Consider the following 22,586-nt stretch of genomic DNA (forward strand, 5'->3'; position numbering starts at 1 on the left):
TTTTTTCCTCCTTAAATTTGTGGAGCGCGAGGCGCGCTATCCGGATAACGTTGTAAGCCTGGTCGCTGAGCGTGAGAACGCAAGCCAGCCCGTTAAGATCAGCTATCTTTTAAGCTGTCAGCAGTGAAATAAGGACGAATCTGAGATGAATCGCGTATTACTGACCGGTGCCACCGGCTTAGTCGGGTCGCATCTGCTGCGCTTACTGATTGAGGATCCGCGTGTTGATGAGATCATCGCGCCCACCCGCCGGCCACTGCCCGTAATGCACAAAGTGGTGAATCCGGTAGAGGCCGATCTCACCGATGTGCTGGGGCCGCTGCAGAGTTCGCTGGATACGGTGTTCTGCTGCCTGGGCACCACACGTAAGCAGGCGGGCAGCAAGCAGGCCTTTATTCACGTCGATTACACGCTGGTGGTGGACAGCGGGTTATGCGGATTACGTCTGGGGGCGAAGCAGATGCTGGTGGTCAGCGCGCACGGTGCCAGCCGTCACTCACCGTTTTTATACAATCGCGTCAAAGGCGAAATGGAGAATGCGCTGCGCCATCAGGGCTGGCCGCGCCTGACGCTGGTGCGGCCTTCACTGCTGCTGGGGGATCGCGCGCAGAAACGACAGGGCGAAAGCCTGGCGGGACCGCTGTTTTCGCTGCTGCCGGGCAACTGGCGGGCGGTTCACGCACGCGACGTGGCACGCTGTCTGCATCAGCAGGCATTCATGCCGGGTAGTGAGAGCGTCAGCATCATTGAGTCGGGCGACATCCCGCGTCACTCAGCGTAACTGCCAGACGATCTGATTTCGGCTGCCGCGCCATTGCAGCGTGGCATCCTTCTCCTCTTCGACAAAGCGGCCATCGATCAGCACGTCGAGATAGTCCAGCACGGCACGCTGTGCCGCATTCAGCTCCTGCATCCGGTAGCCGGTCCAGAGCCAGATATCTTTACCGGGGCATGTCTTTCGCACCCGTTTCACCAGACGGCGAATGTGCGGCACGTTATGCGGATGAAGGGGATCGCCACCGCTCAGCGACAATCCCTGGCGCGGAATGCGTGTGTCCTGCAAATCCGCCAGCAGTTGCTCTTCCATCGCCAGCGTAAAGGGCACGCCGGAGTCAGTGCGCCACGTACTCTGGTTGTAGCAGCCGCGACACTGATGTTCGCAACCGGCGACAAACAGCGTGCAGCGGGTGCCGGGGCCATTCACGATATCCACATCGTAGTAGCGGTGAATATGCATCATCCCAGCGGCCCTTCGGCCAGATGCTTAACGCGACGCTGCACTTCCTGCTGCTTACCGGCGTTAAAAGGTCGCGCATCCGGGCTGCCCAGATAGCCACAGACCCGCCGTGTCACAGAGACGCGTGCCGGATCGTGATTGCCGCAGTTCGGACAGGTAAATCCACGGCTGGTACAGGTGAACTCGCCGTTGAAGCCGCACTCGTAGCACTCATCAATCGGCGTATTGGTACCGTAATAGGGCACGCGGTCGTAGCTGTAATCCCAGACATCCTCCAGCGCTTTGAGGTTGTGCTGTACGTTCGGGTATTCGCCGTAACAGATGAATCCACCATTCGCCAGCGGCGGATAGGGCGCTTCAAAGTCGATTTTATCGTAAGGATTCACCTTCTTCTCGACGTCAAGATGGAAGCTGTTGGTGTAATAACCCTTGTCGGTAACGCCCGGTACCACGCCAAACTGTGCCGCATCCAGTCGGCAGAAGCGGTCGCACAGATTCTCACTCGGCGTGCTATAAAGGCTGAAGCCGTAGCCTGTTTCCGCTTTCCAGCGGTCAGTGGCGGCGCGCAGATAGGCGATGATCGCTACGCCTTTGGCGCGCAGTGCCGCGTCATCGTAAGGGTGCTGGTGGCCGCCGCTGAGGGCATTCAGGGTTTCGTGCAGGCCGATGTAGCCCAGCGACAGTGACGCCCGGCCATTACGGAAAATAGGGCCGACTTCATCATCAGCATTCAGCCGGACGCCGCAGGCCCCTTCCATGTAGAGGATGGGCGCGACGCGTGCTTTGGTCTTCTCCAGACGCGCCACACGCGTCATCAGCGCCCGCTTAGCCAGCAGCAGGCGGGCATCAAGCAACGTCCAGAAGCGGGCTTCATCCCCAGCCGCCTCAAGCGCAATGCGCGGCAGGTTCAGGCTGATCACGCCGATGTTGTTGCGGCCCTCATGAATCTGCTCGCCATTCTCTTCATAAACGCCCAGGAAGCTGCGGCAGCCCATGGGCGTTTTGAACGAGCCGGTGACTTTCACCACCTGATCGTAATTGAGGATGTCGGGATACATCCTTTTGCTGGCACACTCCAGCGCCAGCTGCTTGATATCGTAGTTAACGTCGCCCGCCCGGCGGTTGACGCCTTCACGAATGCTGAACACCAGTTTAGGGAATACCGCAGTTTTACGATTTTTGCCCAATCCGGCCAGCCGGTTGCGCAGAATCGACTGCTGAATCAGCCGCGCCGCCCAGTCCGTTCCCAGGCCGAAACCAAAGGTGACAAACGGCGTCTGGCCGTTGGCGGTGTGCAGGGTATTCACCTCGTACTCCAGCGACTGAAAGGCGTCGTAGCACTCTTTGTCCGTACGCTGACGTGCATACTGTTCAGCCTGCGGAATCTGCCACTGTTCAGCGATCGCCAGATGCCGGGCATAGCTCTGCTCAACAAACGGGGCCAGCACTTCATCAATGCGGTTAATGGTGGTGCCGCCGTAAATGTGGCTTGCGACCTGGGCGATGATCTGCGCCGTCACAGCAGTGGCGGTGGCGATCGATTTAGGCGGCTCGATCTCAGCGTTGCCCATTTTAAAGCCATTGGTCAGCATGCCTTTCAGATCGATCAGCATGCAGTTAAACATCGGGAAGAAGGGTGAATAGTCGAGATCGTGATAGTGGATCTCGCCGCGCTCGTGCGCCAGAACGATATCCCGCGGCAGGATCTGCTGCTGCGCGTAGTGCTTCGCCACGATCCCGGCCAGCAGATCGCGCTGTGTCGGGATCACTTTGCTGTCTTTGTTAGCATTTTCGTTCAGCAGCGCCGCGTTGGTCTGATCGACAAGACCGCGAATGGCGTGGTGTAACTGGCTCTGGCGATCTCGGGCGACATCGCGATCGTGGCGGTATTCAATGTAGGCGCGCGCCAGTTGTGGATAAGGGCCCGCCATCAGCGTCTCTTCTACCGCACACTGAATCTCACTAATATCCACTTCGGGACGATCCGCCAGCCGCAAAGCAACGCGCTCGGCGACCTGCGCGCACCAGGCCGCATCGTCGACCTCTGCTGCCCGTGCCGCCGCCATGACAGCCTGCTCGATACGCTGCGCATCAAAGCCTGTCCGGCATCCATCGCGCTTGATTACCACCGTCGCCATTTCTCTCTCCGTAAACTACATATGGGGTTCGGGAGGATTCTATTCCCTACATGTAGTGATTGCTGAGAATTAATGCGCTCTGATTTGACCTGAAGCAAGGAAGCCTCAACCCGGCAGAAAATTCCGACCGACGTAAAAAATCGGGTTCGGGTTCAGGTTTCCTGCAGCGCTGGCAGGCCAACGCGACGGCGGTAATGCCGATCGTCACCAGCAGCGCGACGCTGAAGCCGCTGGCACACAGCGTGCAACAGACCGAAATGCTCAGCACCATGGGCTTCGCGCTGGTGAATGCTTACGTCCGTAATCAGGCATCTGGTGCCACTGAAGTGGCCGGGATGCAGGCGACACTGGATGCCGCCGCAGAGGTGCAGGATGAAACGGTGATAGCGCTGGTCAGGCCGCTGGAGACGCTGCTGCGTGCCTTTCAGTAAACGCGATGGCTGGATGAACCGGCCACCGCGGCGTCAGGCCGGGCCGCTGACCGAGTGACGGCGCACCAGCGTCGGGCTGAACATGTGAGTGACTTCCGGCAGCGGCAGATCGTTGGCCAGGGCCAGGGCCAGCTGAGCGGCCTGCTGCGCCATGGTGACAATCGGATAGCGGACTGTCGTGAGGCGTGGTCGCACATAGCGCGACACCAGCACATCATCGAAACCGATCAGCGACATCTCTTCCGGCACGCGGACGCCGTTATCGCTCAGCACCGCCAGCGCGCCCGCCGCCATGGAGTCGTTGTAGCAGGCGACGGCGGTGAAATTTCTGCCGCGTCCCAGCAGTTCTGTCATCGCCTGCTCACCGCCGACTTCGTCCGGTTCGCCCCAGGTCACCAGCCGATCGCTGCACGGCAGACCGTGCTCTTTCAGCGCATCGTAGTAACCCTGCAGGCGATCTTCGGCATCAGAGATGGTGTGGGTTGAGCAGATAAAGGCGATGTTCTGGTGGCCGAGCTGGATCAGATGGCGGGTCGCCAGCCAGGCACCGTAGCGATCGTCGAGTGCAATACAGCGCTTTTCAAAGCCTTTAATCAGGCGGTTCAGCAGCACCATACCCGGCACCTGCTTCATCAGTACTTCCAGTTCTGCGTCGGGAATTTTCTTGGCGTGCACCACCAGCGCCGCGCAGCGGTGACGCATCAGCTGTTCAATCGCCTGCCGCTCTTTTTGCTCATTATGGTAACCGTTACCAATCAGCAAAAAGTTACCGGTGTCGCCTGCCACCTCATCCACGGCTTTCACCATGGCGCCAAAAAAGGGATCGGAGACGTCACCGACAATCAGACCAAGCGTTTCGGTCGATTGCTGCGCCAGCGCGCGTGCGTTGGCATTCGGATGATACTGAAGCTGCTCCATCGCCTGGCCTACGGCCTGTCGGGAGCTGTCGCTGGCTTTGGGAGAATTATTGATTACACGGGAGACTGTGGCGACAGAAACGCCAGCCAGTCGCGCAACATCCTTTATGGTAGCCATGCGTTGACCTGCTTTGGGGAAAACGTTTACACATCGCATCAGTGTTACGGAAAAGGGCGGACACATCAACCCGACAGAATGCCAGCGTTGTCGCAAAAAGGGGCAAAATCAGACCCACAGGCACATCTTCTGCTGAGACGTCGCCCCATGTTATGCTCAGTTCCCCACCTGGCTACCGTGAAAAAACAACGATGAAAACCAAAGTGCCACATCTGGCGCACTGGGGCGCGTTTACCGCCGTCACTGAAAACGATCGTCTGACTGGCTGCGAACCTTTCTTCGCCGATGCCGATCCGTCGCCGATGATCCACACTATTCCCGAGCTGGTCTATTCCGACAAACGCATTCGCCAGCCGATGGTGCGCCGCTCGTGGCTGAAGTCACGCGAGAAGAGCGACCGCACGCTGCGTGGCCGGGAAGATTTTGTCGCCGTGGACTGGGAAACCGCGCTGGATCTGGTGGCGGAAGAGAATCGCCGCGTCCGCGATCGCTACGGTGCATCGGGTATTTTCAACGGCTCCTACGGCTGGTCATCGGCCGGTCGCGTTAACCACGCCCGCACGCTGGTGCGTCGCTTCTACTTTCAGGGTGGCGGCGGCGTCGATCAGCAGGGTAACTACAGCTGGGGCGCGGCGCAGTTCTTCCTGCCCTATGTGATCGGCACCTATATGCCGCTGACCGGACGCGTCACCGAATGGCCGCAGGTGGTGGAGCACGCCGAAATATTTGTCGCCTTTGGCGGGCTGGCGCTGAAAAACGCCCAGGTCGCCTCGGGAGGCGCAGGGCAGCACAGCCTGAAACCGGCGCTGATGCAGCTGGCGGCTAAAGGCACGCCGGTCATCAACATCAGCCCGATGCGCGATGACTGCCCGGAATTTGTGAACGCCGAATGGATCCCGATTCGCCCCAACACCGACGTGGCGCTGATGCTGGCGCTGGGTCATGAGATCACCCAGCGCGGCGCGGTTGACGAGGCGTTTCTCGCCAGCCACTGCACCGGCTGGCCGCAGCTGCGCGCCTATCTGCTGGGCGAAACCGACGGCGTGGCGAAAACCGCCGGCTGGGCCAGCCGTATCACCGGCATTCCGGCTGACCGCATCGTGCAGCTGGCGCAGCAGCTGACCGGCAAACGCAGCTTTATTACCTGCTCCTATTCCGTGCAGCGCGCCCATCGCGGCGAGCAGCCTTACTGGATGATGATTGCGCTCTCCTCAATGCTCGGTCAGCCTGGCCTGCCGGGCGCGGGGTTCTCCTTTGGTCACGGGTCGATGAACAGCGTCGGCAACCCGCGTCAGGAAGGGCCGGCGCCGATGATGAGCACCGGCCCGAATCCTTCGGGACTGTCGATTCCGGTGGCGCGCATCAGCGATATGCTGCTCAATCCCGGCCAGCCCTATCGCTTCCAGGGCGAAACGCTGCACTATCCCGACATCCACATGGTGCACTGGGCGGGCGGCAATCCGTTCCACCATCACCAGCAGCTGAACCGGCTGGTGGAGGGCTGGCAACGGCCCGATACGGTGGTGGTGCAGGATATCGTATGGACGCCCGCGGCGCAGATGGCGGACATCGTTCTGCCCGCGACCACCACGCTGGAGCGCAACGACATCGGCGGCTCGTCACGTGACCGCTTTGTGCTGGCCATGCATCAGGCGATTAAGCCGCAGCATCAGGCGCGCAACGACTTCGATATTTTTGCCGATTTAGCAGAGCGTCTCGGCTATCGCGACACCTTTACCGAAGGACGCAACGAGATGCAGTGGATCGCGCATCTCTATCAGCAGTGTGCGACCGCCCATCAGCGCAAAGGCATCGATTTCCCCGAATTTGATGAATTCTGGCAGCGCGGCTTTGTGGAAATTCCGGAAGGCGGCAAGCCTTATCAGTTTATGGAGGATTTCCGTGCCGATCCGCAGGCGAATCCGATCAAAACCGCCAGCGGCAAAATCGAGCTGTTCAGCCAGACCATCGCAGACTACCAGCTGGACGATTTCGCCGGCCATCCCGAGTGGCGTGAACCGCAGGAGTGGCTCGGTTCGCCCATCAGCCGTGACTATCCACTGCACATGATCTCCATTCAGCCGTCCGACCGGTTACACAGCCAGCTGGATGCCACCGACACGGTGCAGGGCAACAAAACGGCCGGACATGAAACGCTCTGCATGCATCCAGTGGATGCGGCCGCGCGCGGACTGGTGGAAGGCGATGAAATTGAGGTGAGCAACGCCCGTGGTGTGATGCTGGCGGGTGTGCGCATCACTGAGGGTGTAACGCAGGGCGTGGTGATTATCGCCACCGGTGCCTGGTTTGATCCGGGCTTCGGCAGGGCGTGGCAGCCTTTCGATCGCGCGGGTAACCCCAACGTGCTGACGCTCGACATCGGCACCTCGTCGCTGACGCAGGGGCCAAACGCCATGAGTTGCCTGGTGGAAATCAAAAAACATCAGGATTGCACAATAGCGTAAGGATCTCATGGCTGGTTACATTTTGCGGGTAACTGTTGCGTTTAGGCGATGGCAGCCGATCAATCCCCTTTGCTACATTCAGGGTCCCAGAGGTATTGATGGGTGAACATCAATAGATTTTCTTGATTACACCAACCTGCGCAGATGCGCAGGTTTTTTTTGCCCGCAATCTGCCGTCGATAACGAACTGATACACAGTTTTCCTGTTATACGGCCAGCGCTTTCTTTATAACTGCTGGCACCAGCCCCTTTCTCTTTATTTTGCGCAGCGGAATGCCATGCCCCGGATTAAAAAACTACTGGGAAAAGACCAGATAAAAGCGCCCTTTAACCCTTTTCGTTTTCGGCTGATCTGCCTCGGTGTCACGACCTGCCTGGTGGTGCTGCTGGCGCGCGTCGCGGACCTGCAGTTCCTGAATCAGCCGATGCTGGAGCACGAAGCGGATCAGCGATCGCTGCGAACCGTCACGCTGCCCACCAGCCGCGGCACCCTGCTGGATCGTAACGGCGAAGCCCTGGCGCTCAGCGTGCCATCGCGCGACGTGATTGCCGATCCACTGCGCGTGCTGGAGAGCAACCCCGATTTTACCAGTGCCAAATGGGCCTATCTTGCAGCGGCGCTGAACACCCGTCCTGAAGAGCTGGCGGCGCAGATCACCGCCAACCCGAAACGTCGCTTCCTCTATCTGGGGCGTAAAGTCGAACTGGGTATCGCCAAAGACATTAAAGAGCTGAAGCTGAAAGGCATCAGTGAAGTTTATGACGACAGCCGTTTCTATCCGATGAGTGAAGCTTCTGCGCCGCTGATCGGCATCGTTGGCGCGGATAACGTCGGCCTGAACGGGCTGGAAAAAGGCTTTGATAAGGTGTTGCAGGGCGAGCCAGGCAAAGAGGTTTATCGTCAGGATGCGGCAGGCAATATCATCGCGATGATCAACTACCAGCCGCCGACGCAGCCGCCCACGGTGCAGCTCAGCATCGACAAATATGACCAGTACACGCTCTACAGCAAACTGCGCGACGGCGTGCTGATCAACAAGGCGGACTCGGGTGCCGCCGTGCTGGTGAAGATTGACACCGGCGAGATTCTGGCGATGGCCTCTTATCCGTCGTTCAACCCCAACAACTATGAAGGGGCTACCCCGGCGCAGATGCGTAACTCGGCCATCAACGACAGCTACGAACCGGGATCGACCGTGAAGCCACTGGTGGTGATGGAAGCGCTGGAGCGCCATCTGGTTCGCCCGGACTCGGTGATCGACACCACGCCTTACAGCGTGAACGGCCACCTGATCCGCGACGTCGGCCACTGGCCGCGCCTGACCATGACCGGCATTCTGCAAAAATCGAGCGACATCGGGGTCTCTCACCTCGCGCTGGCGATGCCCGCGGAAGCGCTGGTGAATACCTATCATGCGTTTGGCCTGGGCAAACCGACCGGATTAGGGCTGACCGGCGAAAGCGTCGGTTACTTCCCGCTGCACCGTGCCCGCTGGGCTGACATTGAGCGGGCCACCTTCTCCTTTGGTTATGGCCTGCGCGTCACGCCGCTGCAGATTGCACGCGAATACGCCACGCTCGGCTCTTATGGCGTTTACCGTCCGCTGTCGATCACCCGCGTCACGCCACCGGTTATGGGACGGCAGGTTGCCAACCCGGAAACGGTGAAAGAGGTGGTGCATATGCTGGAGAGCGACGTATTGCCAGGCGGAACCGGACTGAAAGCGGCGGTGCCGGGCTACCGTCTGGCAACCAAAACCGGTACGGCGGAAAAGATGGGCACCAGCGGCAAGTATGATGGCGGCTACGTCAACTACACCGCCGGTATCGCGCCCGCCAGCCATCCTGAAGTGGCGCTGGTGGTGATGATCAACCATCCGACGGCGGGCGATCACTTCGGTGGTTCGGTTGCTGCGCCGGTATTCGGCAACATCATGGGGCCGGTACTGAAACACATGAACGTTGCGCCGGATGCCATCTACACCAGGCCTGCGGCCAGCCCTTCGGATAAATCTTAGTTAAATCAGAGTGTAAGCGAGGCGTGAAGAATAGTCACACCTCGTTGCACTTCCCCGAATTCGGTTGCGTTTTCCTGCTGTCTCCGCGCGGTCAATCAGTGCGAGGATAGCAGTCCCAGAGGTATTGATGGGTGTGAAAACAACACCGCTTCGGCAGTGAGACCCTGTTATTACACCGACCCACGCAGATGCGTGGGTTTTTTTTGCCTGCGCACCGGACTCCTGCCTTTTCGGCTGTATCAACCGCCGTTAAATCATCATCGTTCTTAACGAAACCCTGACAGTTTGCCGGTAGAAACGCGCGTCGCCTTTCACCGATAATGGCCGCCGTGACGCCTGGCGTTTTTTTGCTCGCCACAACCGGTTTTCACTGCCGCATTCCGCACGTTCCGGGATTTCTTTTTCTGCTTATCTGAAGAGTTCGACGATGACTCACCTTTCTCGCCCCGCGCGTTCCTTTGGGCTTAAATGGCTGCTCCTGTTGCTGGTTGTTGTGATTGTCGCGGGCGTTATCTGGCGTCTGCTCTCTTCGGGGCACGGGCCGGGTGAGGGAATGCCGCCGGGCAGACCGGGTGCGCCTGGCATGATGGGCGGCGGTGCAACGCTGGTTCACAGCGGCGTCGCCAGCACGGCGGATGTGCCAGTATGGCTGAATGCGCTCGGCACGGTGATCCCCAACGCCAGCGTGACGGTGACCAGCCGCGTTGATGGTCAGCTGGAGCAGGTTTTCTTCACTGAAGGGCAGAAGGTCAGCGCCGGGCAACTGCTGGCGCAGATCGATCCGCGCAGCTATCAGGCGACGCTGAACCAGTATCAGGCTGAACTCAGCGAAAACCAGGCGCTGCTGAAAAGTGCCGAGCTGACGCTGACGCGTTACCGCAAACTGGCGGCGCAGGATGCGCTGGCGCGTCAGGATCTGGACAGTCAGATTGCCACCGTCGGGCAGTATCGCGGCGCTGTCGCCGCCGATCAGGCGCAGATTGCCAGTGCGAAGCTGAGCATTGAGTATGCCCGGATTACCGCCCCGATCAGCGGGCGTGTCGGCCTGCGTCAGGTCGATCCCGGCAACATGGTACAGAGCTCCAGCAGTACCGGCCTGGTCACCATTACGCAGATGCAGCCCGCTGCCGTGACCTTCAGCGTGCCACAAAGCGACATCCCGGCGCTGGTCAGCGTGCTGCATCAGGGACAGAGCCTGCCCGCCACGCTGTTCGATCAGGACAATCAGCATCCGCTCGCCAGCGGCGAAGTGAAGTTCATCAGCAACCAGATCGATACCGCCACCGGCACCGTGGCGCTGAAGGCGATGTTTGCCAACCAGGATGAAGCGCTGTTTGCTAACCAGTTTGTGAATATCAGGCTGCAGACCCGGGTGCTGAAAGGCGTGACGGTGATCCCGGCGCAGGCGCTGCAGCTCAGCAGCGATGGCAGCTTCGTCTTTGTGATCAACAAAGATCACACCGTCACGCGCAAAGCGGTCACCACCGGCCCGGCGTTCGGCGACGATCAGCAGGCGATCCTCAGTGGCGTTTCGCCGGGCGATCGGCTGGTAACGGAAGGGATCGATCGTCTGACCAGCGGCAGCAAAGTCACGCTGGCGGATGAGACGCCCGCTGCCGGTGCTGTATCGAAATGAACCCGTCTCGCCTGTTTATTCTGCGTCCGGTCGCCACCATTCTGCTGATGGTCGGCGTGCTGATCGCGGGCATCTTCGCCTATAAATTCCTGTCGACCTCGGCGTTGCCGCAGGTCGACTATCCGACCATTCAGGTCACCACGCTCTATCCTGGCGCCAGCCCGGATGTCATGGCGTCGTCGGTCACCTCACCGCTGGAGCGCCAGCTAGGGCAGATGGCGGGGCTGAGCCAGATGAGCTCCACCAGCGCCAGCGGCTCGTCGATCATTACTCTGAAGTTCAGCCTGGATCTGTCGCTGGATGTCGCCGAGCAGGAGGTGCAGGCGGCCATTAATGCGGCAAATAACCTGCTGCCTGACGATCTGCCTAATCCGCCGACCTACAAAAAGGTCAATCCGGCGGACAGCGCGGTGGTGACGCTGGCAGCCAGTTCAGACACGCTGCCGCTGACAGAGGTGCAGGATCTGGTGAATACCCGGGTGGCGCTGAAGCTGTCGCAGATTTCCGGCGTCGGCATGGTGACGCTGGCGGGCGGTCATCAGCCCGCGATTCGGGTGCAGATGAACCCGCAGGCGCTGGCGGCGCATCATCTGACGCTGGAGGCGGTGAATACGCTGATCGGCAACAGCAACGTCAATGGCTCCAAAGGCGGCTTTGACGGCAAATATCATTCGGTCACCATCGACGCCAACGATCAGCTGCGCACCGCCGAAGAGTACGGCAACCTGATCCTCACTTACGAGAACGGCGCGGCGCTGCGCCTGAAAGATATCGCTCATATTGAGCAGGGTCCGGAGAACAGCTTCCAGTCCGCATGGGCCAATAACCAGCCCGCGATTGTCATCAGCGTGCAGCGCCAGCCCGGCGCAAACGTTATTCAGGTGGTGGACAACATCAAGGCGCAGCTTCCCGCACTGCAGGCGGCGCTGCCGGACGGGGTAAAGATGACCATTCTCTCCGACCGCACCCAGACCATTCGCGCCTCAATCAGCGACGTGCAGTTTGAGCTGATGCTGTCGATTGCGCTGGTGGTGATGGTGACCTTCCTGTTCCTGCGCAACGTGGCCGCCACGCTGATCCCGAGCGTGGCGGTGCCGCTGTCGCTGGTTGGCACCTTTGGCGTGATGTATCTGGCGGGCTTCAGCCTGAATAATCTGTCGCTGATGGCGCTGACCATCGCCACCGGCTTTGTCATCGATGACGCGATCGTGGTGGTCGAGAACATCTCCCGGCGGCTGGAGCAGGGCGAGTCACCGATGGAGGCGGCGCTAAAAGGCTCACAGCAGATTGGCTTCACCATCATCTCGCTGACCTTTTCCCTGATTGCGGTGCTGATCCCGCTGCTGTTTATGGGCGATGTGGTCGGGCGGCTGTTCCGGGAGTTCGCGATTACGCTGGCGGTGGCGATCCTGGTGTCGATGCTGGTGTCACTGACGCTGACCCCGATGCTGTGCGCGTATCTGCTGCGGCACATTCCGCCAGAGCAGCAGTCAACCTTTGCCCGCAAGGGCGGCGCGCTGTTTGACCGGCTGGTGCGCGGCTATGACCGGCTGCTGACCATGGTGCTGAATCATCAGAAACTGACGCTGCTGGTGGCGCTGGCGACCTTCGGGCTGACGGCGCTGCTCTATCTGATGGTGCCGAAAGGCTTCTTCCCGACGCAGGATACCGGGCTGATTCAGGGCGTCACCGTTGCCTCTCAGGATGTCTCGTTTAACGCCATGGCTTCGCGCCAGCAGGCGCTCTCTAAACTTATCCTGACAAACCCGGCGGTGGAGAGCGTCTCATCGACCATCGGTATCGACGGCACCAACACCAGCCTCAACAGCGGACGGTTGCAGATCAACCTTAAGCCGTTTGGCTCGCGCGATCTCAGTGCCAGCCAGGTCATCAGCCAGCTGAACCAGGCGACCGCCAGCGTGCCGGGTATCCGGCTCTATCTGCAGCCAGCGCAGGATCTCACCGTCAACGATCAGGTATCGCCGAGTCAGTATCAGTTCACCCTCGACGACGCCGACAGTGAAAATCTGGTCCGCACGTCGCCGAAACTGGTGGCTGCCTTGCAGCAGCGGCCCGAGTTTAATGGCGTGGTGAGTAACCTGCAGGATCAGGGGCGTGTCTCTTACGTGGAGCTGAACCGCGACAAAGCGGCGCGCTTCGGCATTACCGCATCGGACGTGGACACTGCGCTCTATAACGCGTTTGGTCAGCGTCTGGTCTCGACCATTTTTACCCAGTCGAATCAGTATCGGGTGGTGCTGGAAGTAGCGCCGGCTTACCAGCAGGGGCCGGCGTCGTTTGATGATGTTTATCTGCAGCCGTCCACCAGCAGCAGTTCAACGTCGTCATCCACCAGCACGACGTCATCTGCCTCTTCGTCCACCTCTTCATCAACGTCGACGTCCACCTCAGGTTCGGACAGCACCACGGCCAGCAGCGGGATGGTGAAACTCACCTCTATCGCGACGATTCATCAGCGCACCGGCTCGCTGATGCACATGCGGCTGAATCAGTTCCCGGCGGTGATGATCTCATTCAACCTTAATCCAGGCTACTCGCTGGAGGATGGTCAGCGGGCAATTGCAGAGGTGCGCCAGCAGCTGCAGCTGCCGGAGAGCACCACGCTGCGCTATCAGGGGGAAACCTCGGCGTTCCAGAGCGCCACCGGCAACACGCTGTGGCTGATTCTGGCGGCGCTGATCACCATGTATGTGGTGCTCGGTATCCTCTACGAAAGCTTTATCCATCCGGTCACGATTCTCTCTACGCTGCCGTCGGCGGCGGTGGGCGCCCTGCTGACGCTGCTGCTGGCGGGCACGGAGTTCAGCCTGATTGCGCTGATTGGCGTCATCCTGCTGATCGGCATCGTGAAAAAGAACGCCATTATGATGATCGACTTCGCACTGGAGGCGGAACATCAGCAGCACCTGAGCGCGCGTGAGGCGATTCATCAAGCCTGCCTGCTGCGCTTCCGCCCGATCCTGATGACGACGATGGCGGCGCTGCTCGGCGCGCTGCCGCTGATGCTCGCCTCCGGCTCGGGTGCCGAACTGCGTCAGCCGCTGGGGCTGGTGATTGTCGGCGGGCTGATTGTCAGTCAGGTGCTGACGCTCTTCTCCACGCCGGTCATCTACCTCTGGTTTGACGGGCTGGCGCAGCGCGGCAACGCCTGGGTGAAACGCCGTCAGCAGCAGGCGCGGAGCGGGCAATGAACCTGACCCGGCTATTTATCTTTCGTCCGGTGGCGACGCTGCTGCTGACGCTGGCGATCCTGCTGCTCGGCGCGCTGGGCTACCGGCTGCTGCCGGTGGCACCGCTGCCGCAGGTCGATTTTCCGACCATCATGGTCAGCGCCAGCCTGGCGGGAGCCAGCCCGGAAACGATGGCGGCGACGGTCGCCACTCCGCTGGAACGTTCGCTCGGGCAGATTGCGGGTATCAGTGAGATGACCTCCAGCAGTTCGCAGGGCTCCAGCAGCATCATCCTGCAGTTTGAGCTGGACCGTGATATCAATGGCGCGGCACGCGACGTGCAGGCGGCGATCAACGCGTCGCGCAGCCTGCTGCCGAGCGCGATGGCCTCGCTGCCGACCTATCGCAAAGCCAACCCGTCGGATGCGCCGATTGTGATGCTGGCGCTGACCTCTGCCACCCGCACGCCCGGCGAGCTTTACGATCTGGCGGAGAGCAAGATCGAACAGGCGATGGGGCAGGTGCAGGGCGTGGGCGAAGTGTCGCTGATGGGCAGCGCCTTACCCGCGGTGCGGATTGATCTGCAGCCGCTGAAGCTGACCCATTACGGCATCTCGCTGGAGACGGTGCGTGCCGCCGTTGCCAACAGCACCACCAATCTGCCCAAGGGAATCCTGCAGGGCAGTGACCAGTCGTGGCTGGTGGACAGCAACGGCCAGTTGGAAAAGGCCGCCAGCTATCGCGATCTGATCATCACGTATCAACAGGGCAAGGCGGTGCGGCTGCGCGACGTCGCCACGGTCTATGATTCGGTGGAAGATCGCTACCAGGCGGGATTTCTGAATGCCACGCCTGCGGTGATGATCGGCATCAAACGTCAGGCGGGCGCTAATATGCTCGAAACCATCGACGCGATAAAAGCGCAGCTGCCGCTGCTGGAAAAGAGCCTGCCCGCGGACAGCCAGCTGAAAGTGGTGGTTGACCGCTCGCCCGGCGTGCGCGCCTCGCTGTATGATACCGAAGAGACGCTGCTGATCGCGGTGCTGCTGGTCATTGCGGTAGTGTTTATTTTCCTGCGCAATCTGCAGGCGGTGATCATTCCGGCACTGGCGCTGCCGGTGTCGCTGATCGGCACCTGTGCGGTGATGTACCTGCTGGGGTACAGCCTGGATAACCTGTCGCTGATGGCGCTGATTATCTCCACCGGCTTCGTGGTGGATGATGCGATTGTGGTGCTGGAGAACATCACCCGTCACATTGAGCGCGGGCTGAGCCCGCTGCGGGCGGCGCTGCGCGGGGCGCAGGAGGTGAGTTTCACCGTACTGTCGATGACCGTGTCGCTGATCGCGGTGTTCATCCCGATCCTGCTGATGGGCAGCATTGTCGGACGGTTGTTCCGCGAGTTTGCCGTGACGCTCACCGTGTCGCTGCTGATCTCGCTGTTTGTCTCGCTCAGCCTGACGCCGATGCTCTGCGCACGCCTGCTCAAACCAAAGCCGCCCGTCAGCCAGCGGCCGCATCCGCTTTATCAGTTTATTGAAAATCAGCTGAACCGCCTGCTGGCCGCCTACGGGCGCGGGCTGGCCTGGGTGATGCGCCATCAGAAACTGACGCTGCTCAGTTTGCTGCTGACCGTGCTGCTGAATGTTTTTCTCTTTACCGTAGTGCAGAAGGGCTTTTTCCCGAATCAGGACACCGGGCTACTGATGGGCGCGCTGCGCGCCGATCAGAATATTTCATTTCAGGCGATGAAGCCGAAAATGCTGATGTTCACGAAGATCATTCAGGAAGACCCGGCGGTCGAGAGCGTAATGTCGTCGATGGGCAGCGGGATGTTTGGCTCCCGTAACAGCGCCAACTTCTTTGTGCGGCTTAAGGACTTTGACCAGCGCGATGCCACGGCCACCGAAGTGGCCAACCGGCTGACGCGTAAAACCAGCCACATCGCCGGGGCGCAGATGTTCCTGATGGCGGCGCAGGATCTGCACATTGGCGGACGCAGCGCTAACGCCACGTATCAGTACAGTCTGCAGGCAGACGATCTTGATCTGCTGCGGATCTGGACGCCGAAAGTGCAGGCGGCGCTGGCGGCGATCCCTCAGCTCAACAGCGTAGACTCCGACTCGCAGACCGGCGGTCAGGAGGTGGAACTGACCATCGACCGCGACCGCGCGACCCGGCTGGGCGTCAACGTGAAAATGCTCGATACGCTGCTGAATAATGCGTTCAGCCAGCGGCAGATCGCCACGCTCTATCACACCCTGAATCAGTATCATGTGGTGATGTCGTTGCAGGACAGCGACACCGCCAATCCGGAGACGCTGCAGCAGCTCTATGTGATTAATGATAGCGGTGACCGCGTGCCGCTTTCCGCCTTTGCCCGCTTCAGCGGCGGCAATGCGCCGCTGTCGGTGGCGCATCAGGGCCAGTCAGCGACCAGCACGGTAGCGTTCAATCTCAATGATGGTGTTTCACTGGAGCAGGCGCAGGGTCTGATTAAACAGGCGATGGCGAAGCTGGGCCTGCCGTCGACTATTCATGCCGGTTTTGCCGGTACTGCCGCCGCCTTTTCCCAGCTGACCGCTACCATGCCGTGGCTGATTCTGGCGGCGCTGGCAGCGGTCTATATCGTGCTCGGCGTGCTCTACGAGAGCTACATCCATCCGCTGACCATTCTTTCGACGCTGCCGTCTGCGGGCGTCGGCGCGCTGTTACTGCTGCTGCTGACCAACACGCAGCTCACGGTGATCGCGCTGATTGGCATCATCCTGCTGATTGGCATCGTGAAAAAGAACGCCATCATGATGATCGATTTTGCCATCGACGCGGAACGGCGGCAGGGCATGTCGCCGCAGCAGGCGATCACCCAGGCGTGTCTGATGCGCTTCCGGCCGATCATGATGACCACGCTGGCCGCCTTTTTCGGCGCGTTGCCGCTGGCGCTGGGCAGTGGCGGGGATGCCGATCTGCGCAGTCCGCTGGGGATTGCCATCGCAGGCGGTCTTGCGCTCAGCCAGCTGCTGACGCTGTTTACCACACCGGTTGTTTATCTGTGGCTCGACCGTCTGGGCCGTGCCACTCAACGTCAATGGCGTCGTCTGCGCCATGCGGAATCCTGATCCATGAAATTTCTTATCCCGTTTATTGTGCTGCTGCTGGCTGGCTGTAGCGTTGGTCCCGATTATCAGCGCCCGGCGGTGGCGATGCCGGTTCACTATAAAGAGGCGAAAGGCTGGCAGCAGGCGACGCCGCTGGATGCGCAAAGCAAAGGCGAATGGTGGGCGGTCTATCACGACGCCACGCTGGGCGGGCTGCTGAGCCAGGTCAGCGTGTCGAATCAGAATGTGGCGACCTATGCCGCGCAGTACCGGCAGGCGCAGGCGCTGGCGGCGGAGTCTCGCGCGGCGCTGTTTCCTTCGCTGGGCTATGACGGCAGCGTGACGCGCAGCGGCAGCCATGCAACCAACAGCAGCGTTCGCACCACCAGCAGCAGCCATCAGGCGGAACTGAGTACCAGCTGGGAGCTGGATCTGTGGGGCAAACTGCGGCGCACGCTGGAGGAGGACCGCGCCAGCGCCGCGGCCAGTGCGGCGGAACTGGCCAATATCACCCTGAGCGCCCAGTCTGAGCTGGCGCAGGACTATTTCCAGCTGCGCATCATGGATCAGAAAATCGCGCGCTATCAGCAGAGCGTTGACGCCTATCAGCGCTACCTGAACGTCATTACCAGCCAGTATCAGGCGGGCACCGCGTCGCGGGCGACTCTGGCTCAGGCGCAGCTGCAACTGGAGAATGCCAGCGCCTCGGCGCAGGATTACCAGTGGCAGCGCGCGCAGATGGAGCACGCCATTGCGCTGCTGATCGGCAAAGCCCCCGCCGACTTTAGCCTGGCCGCCGCGCCGCTGACCGCCACGCTGCCCGCGATTCCGGCGGCCCTGCCGGGCGAGCTGCTGCAGCGCCGTCCCGACATTGCATACGCCGAACGCAACATGGCCGCCGCCAATGCCGCCGTGGGTGTGGCGGTGGCTGGTTACTATCCCGACCTGACCCTGAGCGCCAGCGGTGGCGTCAGCGCTTCGGTGCTGCATTCGCTGTTCTCACTGCCGAACCGCGTCTGGTCGCTGGGGCCGGAGCTGAGCGGCACGCTGCTTGACGCGGGCGCGACCTCTGCCAAAGTCGATCAGGCGCGGGCGAGCTGGGATGCCAGCGTCGCGACCTATCGTCAGACGGTGCTGTCCGCGATGCAGGAAGTGGAAGATAAGCTGGTGGAGCTGAACACGCTGCAGGGCGAAATCGCCGCACAGCAGCGCGCCACCGATGCTGCACAGACCTCGGCGCGGGTGACGCGTCTGCAGTATGAGGCGGGTATGATTAACTACCTGGATGTAGCGACCACTGAGAACAGCAGCCTGAGTGCGCAGCAGAGTTTGCTGACGCTGCAGAGCACGCAGTGGGTCAGCAGCGTGGCGCTGATTGCCGCGCTCGGCGGTGGCTGGCAGGCCCCCTGAAGCCGCGTCAGACTGCCGATAATTCGGTTGTCGAACCGCGTCAAATCCTGCATCGTGAGGGGCTAATTTTCACGATGCTAAGGAACCGGCATGGCTTTCACACTTTTACGCCTGATATTTCGCCTGTTATGGCGGGTCGAACTGCGTGGCGACGTCGCCGAACTGCATAAGCAGAAGGTATTAATCACGCCGAACCATATGTCGTTTCTCGACGGCATGCTGCTGGCGCTCTTTTTACCGATTAAACCGGTATTCGCCGTCTACTCGACCATCAGCGAAAGTTGGTTTATGCGTCTGATTAAACCCTTTATCGACTTTGTGCCGCTGGATCCGACCCGGCCTATGGCGCTGAAGCAGCTGGTACGGCTGATTGATACGGGCCGTCCGGTGGTGATCTTCCCGGAAGGCCGGATAACCGTGACCGGATCGCTGATGAAGATCTACAGCGGGGCCGGCTTTGTCGCCGCGCGTTCAGGCGCGAATGTGGTGCCGATGCGCATCGAAGGCGCTGAATACACGCCGTTCGGTCGTCTGGCGGGCGTGTTCAAACGTCGCCTGTTCCCGCGCATCACCCTGACCATTCTGCCCGCGACCCGCATTCCGATGCCGGAGGCGAAACGGGCGCGCGACCGGCGCGTGCTGGCCGGGGAGCATCTGCATCACGTGATGATGGAAGCGCGCATGGCGGTGCGTCCGCGTGAAACCCTGTTTGAGGCGTTTCTGGCGGCGCGGACACGCTATGGCGCGTTTAAGCGCTGCATCGAAGATGTGAATTTCAAACCCGACAGCTACACCGGACTGCTGAAGAAGTCGCTGGGCGTGGGCCGTATTCTGGAGCGCTACAGCCAGCCGCGAGAAGTGGTGGGGCTGCTGCTGCCCAATACCACTGTGACAGCAGCAGCGATTTTCGGGGCCACCCTGCGCGGGCGTGTTCCGGCAATGCTCAACTACAGCGCAGGCGTTAACGGCATGCGGGCTGCACTGACCGCCGCGCAGATCAAAACCGTCTTCACATCACGGCAGTTCCTGGACAAAGGCAACCTGTGGCATCTGCCGCAGGGGCTGGACGATGTGCAGTGGATCTACCTGGAAGATCTGAAAGATGCCGTCACCGGCAAGGACAAACTGTGGATCCTCGCGCATCTGCTGATGCCGCATCGCGCCCAGCTGCCTCAGCAGCCGGAAGACGCCGCGATGGTGCTGTTTACCTCCGGCTCGGAAGGCAACCCTAAAGGGGTGGTGCACTCGCATAAAAGCCTGCTGGCAAACGTTGAGCAGATCCGCACCATCGCGGACTTCACCCCGCGCGACCGCTTTATGTCGGCGCTGCCGCTGTTCCATGCGTTTGGTCTGACCGTCGGGCTGTTTACGCCGCTGATGACCGGCGCACAGGTCTTCCTCTATCCTAGCCCATTGCACTATCGCATCGTGCCGGAGCTGGTTTATGACCGTAACTGCACCGTGCTGTTTGGCACCTCAACCTTCCTGGGTAACTACGCGCGCTTTGCCGCGCCCTATGATTTTGCCCGTCTGCGCTATGTGGTCGCGGGTGCGGAGAAGCTGCAGGAGAACACCCGTCAGCTCTACATCGAGAAGTATGGCATTCGCATTCTCGAAGGCTACGGCGTAACCGAGTGCGCACCGGTTGTGGCGATTAACGTGCCGATGGCGGCGAAGACGCACACCGTGGGGCGCATTCTGCCGGGCATGGATTCAAGACTGATGTCGGTGCCGGGCATTGAGCACGGCGGACGCCTGCAACTGCGTGGGCCGAACGTGATGAAGGGCTATCTGCGGGTCGAAAATCCTGGCGTGCTGGAAGCACCGGCCGCCGACGATGGTGAAGGCAATATGGAAGCGGGCTGGTATGACACCGGCGATATCGTCAGCTTCGATGAAGGCGGCTTCTGCCAGATTCAGGGCCGTGCCAAACGCTTTGCGAAGATTGCCGGTGAGATGGTGTCACTGGAGATCGTCGAGCAGATCGCCCTTAAAGCGTCACCGGACAAACAGCACGCCGCTTCACTGCGCCCGGATGGTCAGCGTGGTGAGGCACTGGTGCTGTTCACCACCGATGCTGAGCTGGCGCGCGACAGGCTGCAGAAAGCGGCCCGCGAGCTGGGTGCACCAGAACTGGCACTGCCGCGTGATATCCGTGTCATGAAGCAGCTGCCGCAGCTGGGCAGCGGTAAACCCGACTACGTCACGCTGAAAAAAATGGCGGAAGAGGAGCAGGCATGAGCCTTGATCGTAATGCGCCGCTGATGTCGCGCGGCATGATTGCCGTGATTATCGCCCAGTTCTTTTCGGCCTTCGGCGATAACGCGCTGCTGTTTGCCACGCTGGCGGTGCTGAAAAGTCAGTTCTATCCCGAGTGGAGCCAGCCGGTATTACAGATGCTGTTTGTTGCAGCCTACATTCTGCTGGCACCGTTTGTCGGGCAGGTGGCGGACAGCATGGCGAAAGGGCGGGTGATGATGCTCGCCAACAGCCTGAAGCTGCTGGGCGCGCTGGTGATCTGCTTCGGCTTCAATCCCTTCCTCGGCTACACGCTGGTGGGCGCGGGCGCAGCGGCCTACTCGCCGGCCAAATATGGCATCCTCGGTGAGATCACCCACGGCGAGAAGCTGGTGAAAGCCAACGGGCTGATGGAGGCGTCGACCATCGCCGCCATCCTGCTTGGCTCGGTGGCAGGCGGTATGCTGGCTGACTGGCATATTCTGGCGGCACTGGGGATCTGTGCGCTGACCTACGGCATCGCCGTGATCGCGAACCTGTTTATCCCGAAACTTCAGGCGGCACGGCCGGGTCAGAGCTGGCAGTTTGGCGTGATGACGCGCAGTTTCTTCAGTGCCGCTGCGCTGCTGTGGCGTGACGCAGAGACGCGCTTCTCACTGCTCGGTACCAGTCTGTTCTGGGGCGCAGGCGTGACGCTGCGTTTCCTGCTGGTGCTGTGGGTGCCGGTGGCGCTGGGCATCAATGACAACACCACGCCAACCACGCTGAATGCGATGGTGGCGATCGGCATTGTGATTGGCGCGGCGGCGGCGGCGAAGCTGGTCACGCTGGAGACCGTGCGTCGCTGCATGCCAGCTGGTGTGCTGATTGGCGTGATGGTGGTGGTCTTCGCGCTGCAGCACTCCCTGATGAATGCTTATCCGGTGCTGATGCTGATTGGTGCGCTGGGCGGTTTCTTTGTGGTGCCGCTGAATGCGCTGCTGCAGGCGCGCGGCAAAGAGAGCGTCGGGTCAGGCAATGCGATTGCGGTTCAGAACCTGGGCGAGAACAGCGCCATGCTGATCATGCTGGGGCTCTATACGCTGGCGATTAAGGCGGGAGCCCCTGCGGTGGCGACGGGCGTCGGTTTTGGCGTGCTGTTTGCGCTGGCGATTACGGTGCTGTGGCTGTGGCGACCGGCTAAGCGGTAACAAATTCGCCGCCTCTCTCCGGCTTACGCGGGAAGAGGCGGCGTGAGGCTTAGCGACGGACGGCAATCGCTTCGATTTCGATCTTCACATCTTTTGGCAGACGCGCCACTTCGACACAGGAACGCGCCGGGAAGTTAGCTTCATGCTCGGTGAAAAACGCTTCATAGGTCGCGTTGACCGTGGCGAAATCATTCAGGTCCTTCACGAACACCGTGGTCTTCACGATGTCACCCACCTTCAGACCCGCGGCTTCAACAATCGCCTTCACATTTTCCAGTGACTGACGCGCCTGTGCGGCAATGTCATCTGCCACCTGGCCAGTCGCCGGATCGACCGGGATCTGACCTGAGGTGATGATCATGCTGCCCAGATCGACACCCTGAACATAGGGACCGATAGCGGCAGGGGCTTTTTCAGTACTGATTTCACGAGACATCATGGCTCCTTTGATTATGTCGTCAGGCGGCGATGCCGCCGGTGTTGCCCATTATAAGGTCGG

13 protein-coding genes and 1 pseudogene are annotated in these 22,586 nt (G+C 60.6%); 10 read left to right on the top strand and 4 right to left on the bottom strand.

Annotation, left to right across the window (positions count from 1 at the left end):
• Positions 1-145: 145 nt before the first annotated feature.
• Positions 146-781, top strand: coding sequence for an NAD-dependent epimerase/dehydratase family protein (locus tag AC6I8E_RS02205; protein ID WP_013359925.1), 636 nt, complete (start codon positions 146-148; stop codon positions 779-781).
• On the opposite strand, the gene nrdG is transcribed toward AC6I8E_RS02205, so the two are convergent.
• Together nrdG and nrdD are read right to left on the bottom strand one after the other, a co-directional pair.
• Positions 773-1,240, bottom strand: coding sequence for an anaerobic ribonucleoside-triphosphate reductase-activating protein (nrdG, locus tag AC6I8E_RS02210; RefSeq protein WP_013359926.1), 468 nt, complete (start codon positions 1,238-1,240; stop codon positions 773-775). The genes AC6I8E_RS02205 and nrdG overlap by 9 nt on opposite strands.
• The gene (gene nrdD, locus AC6I8E_RS02215) at positions 1,237-3,375 is read right to left on the bottom strand and encodes an anaerobic ribonucleoside-triphosphate reductase (protein ID WP_497824365.1); all 2,139 of its coding nucleotides are present in this window, start codon (positions 3,373-3,375) and stop codon (positions 1,237-1,239) included. Before nrdD ends, nrdG begins: the two co-directional genes overlap by 4 nt.
• A 161-nt stretch (positions 3,376-3,536) precedes the next feature.
• On the opposite strand from nrdD, the pseudogene AC6I8E_RS02220 reads away from it, so the two are divergent.
• Positions 3,537-3,806, top strand: a pseudogene (locus tag AC6I8E_RS02220) (beta-N-acetylhexosaminidase); the annotation flags it as partial.
• 33 nt (positions 3,807-3,839) lie between these two features.
• Here the strand turns inward: AC6I8E_RS02220 and galR are convergent.
• A complete protein-coding gene (gene galR, locus AC6I8E_RS02225) occupies positions 3,840-4,841 on the bottom strand; it encodes an HTH-type transcriptional regulator GalR (protein ID WP_003851033.1) in 1,002 nt (333 codons plus the stop codon).
• 191 nt (positions 4,842-5,032) lie between these two features.
• On the opposite strand from galR, the gene AC6I8E_RS02230 reads away from it, so the two are divergent.
• The 8 genes from AC6I8E_RS02230 (at position 5,033) to lplT (ending at position 22,087) form a co-directional block, all read left to right on the top strand.
• On the top strand, positions 5,033-7,306 hold the full coding sequence (locus AC6I8E_RS02230) for a molybdopterin guanine dinucleotide-containing S/N-oxide reductase (RefSeq protein WP_497824366.1): 2,274 nt from the start codon (positions 5,033-5,035) through the stop codon (positions 7,304-7,306).
• 278 nt (positions 7,307-7,584) lie between these two features.
• Complete coding sequence (locus AC6I8E_RS02235) at positions 7,585-9,324, top strand: penicillin-binding transpeptidase domain-containing protein (RefSeq protein ID WP_013359930.1); 1,740 nt, start codon at positions 7,585-7,587, stop codon at positions 9,322-9,324.
• Positions 9,325-9,751: 427 nt separating this feature from the next.
• Complete coding sequence (locus tag AC6I8E_RS02240; protein ID WP_095706305.1) at positions 9,752-10,960, top strand: efflux RND transporter periplasmic adaptor subunit; 1,209 nt, start codon at positions 9,752-9,754, stop codon at positions 10,958-10,960.
• Entirely contained in the window at positions 10,957-14,172 is a 3,216-nt protein-coding gene (locus AC6I8E_RS02245; RefSeq protein WP_497824367.1) for an efflux RND transporter permease subunit, read from the top strand. Before AC6I8E_RS02240 ends, AC6I8E_RS02245 begins: the two co-directional genes overlap by 4 nt.
• Positions 14,169-17,270: an efflux RND transporter permease subunit gene (locus AC6I8E_RS02250; RefSeq protein WP_377796169.1), complete on the top strand. Its 3,102-nt coding sequence runs from the start codon at positions 14,169-14,171 to the stop codon at positions 17,268-17,270. The genes AC6I8E_RS02245 and AC6I8E_RS02250 overlap by 4 nt, the downstream gene beginning before the upstream one ends.
• 3 nt (positions 17,271-17,273) lie before the next feature.
• Positions 17,274-18,659, top strand: coding sequence for an efflux transporter outer membrane subunit (locus AC6I8E_RS02255; protein ID WP_497824368.1), 1,386 nt, complete (start codon positions 17,274-17,276; stop codon positions 18,657-18,659).
• A gap of 90 nt (positions 18,660-18,749) precedes the next feature.
• Entirely contained in the window at positions 18,750-20,900 is a 2,151-nt protein-coding gene (gene aas, locus AC6I8E_RS02260; RefSeq protein WP_497824369.1) for a bifunctional acyl-ACP--phospholipid O-acyltransferase/long-chain-fatty-acid--ACP ligase, read from the top strand.
• A complete protein-coding gene (gene lplT / locus AC6I8E_RS02265) occupies positions 20,897-22,087 on the top strand; it encodes a lysophospholipid transporter LplT (protein ID WP_497824370.1) in 1,191 nt (396 codons plus the stop codon). The genes aas and lplT overlap by 4 nt, the downstream gene beginning before the upstream one ends.
• 49 nt (positions 22,088-22,136) lie before the next feature.
• Here the strand turns inward: lplT and ridA are convergent, their stop codons facing one another.
• Positions 22,137-22,523, bottom strand: a complete 387-nt coding sequence (ridA, locus tag AC6I8E_RS02270) for a 2-iminobutanoate/2-iminopropanoate deaminase (protein ID WP_013359937.1) — start codon at positions 22,521-22,523, stop codon at positions 22,137-22,139.
• Between the last annotated feature and the right edge of the window lie 63 nt (positions 22,524-22,586).

The sequence above is a fragment of the Pantoea sp. X-Soil-YNGN-785 genome (assembly GCF_059730585.1).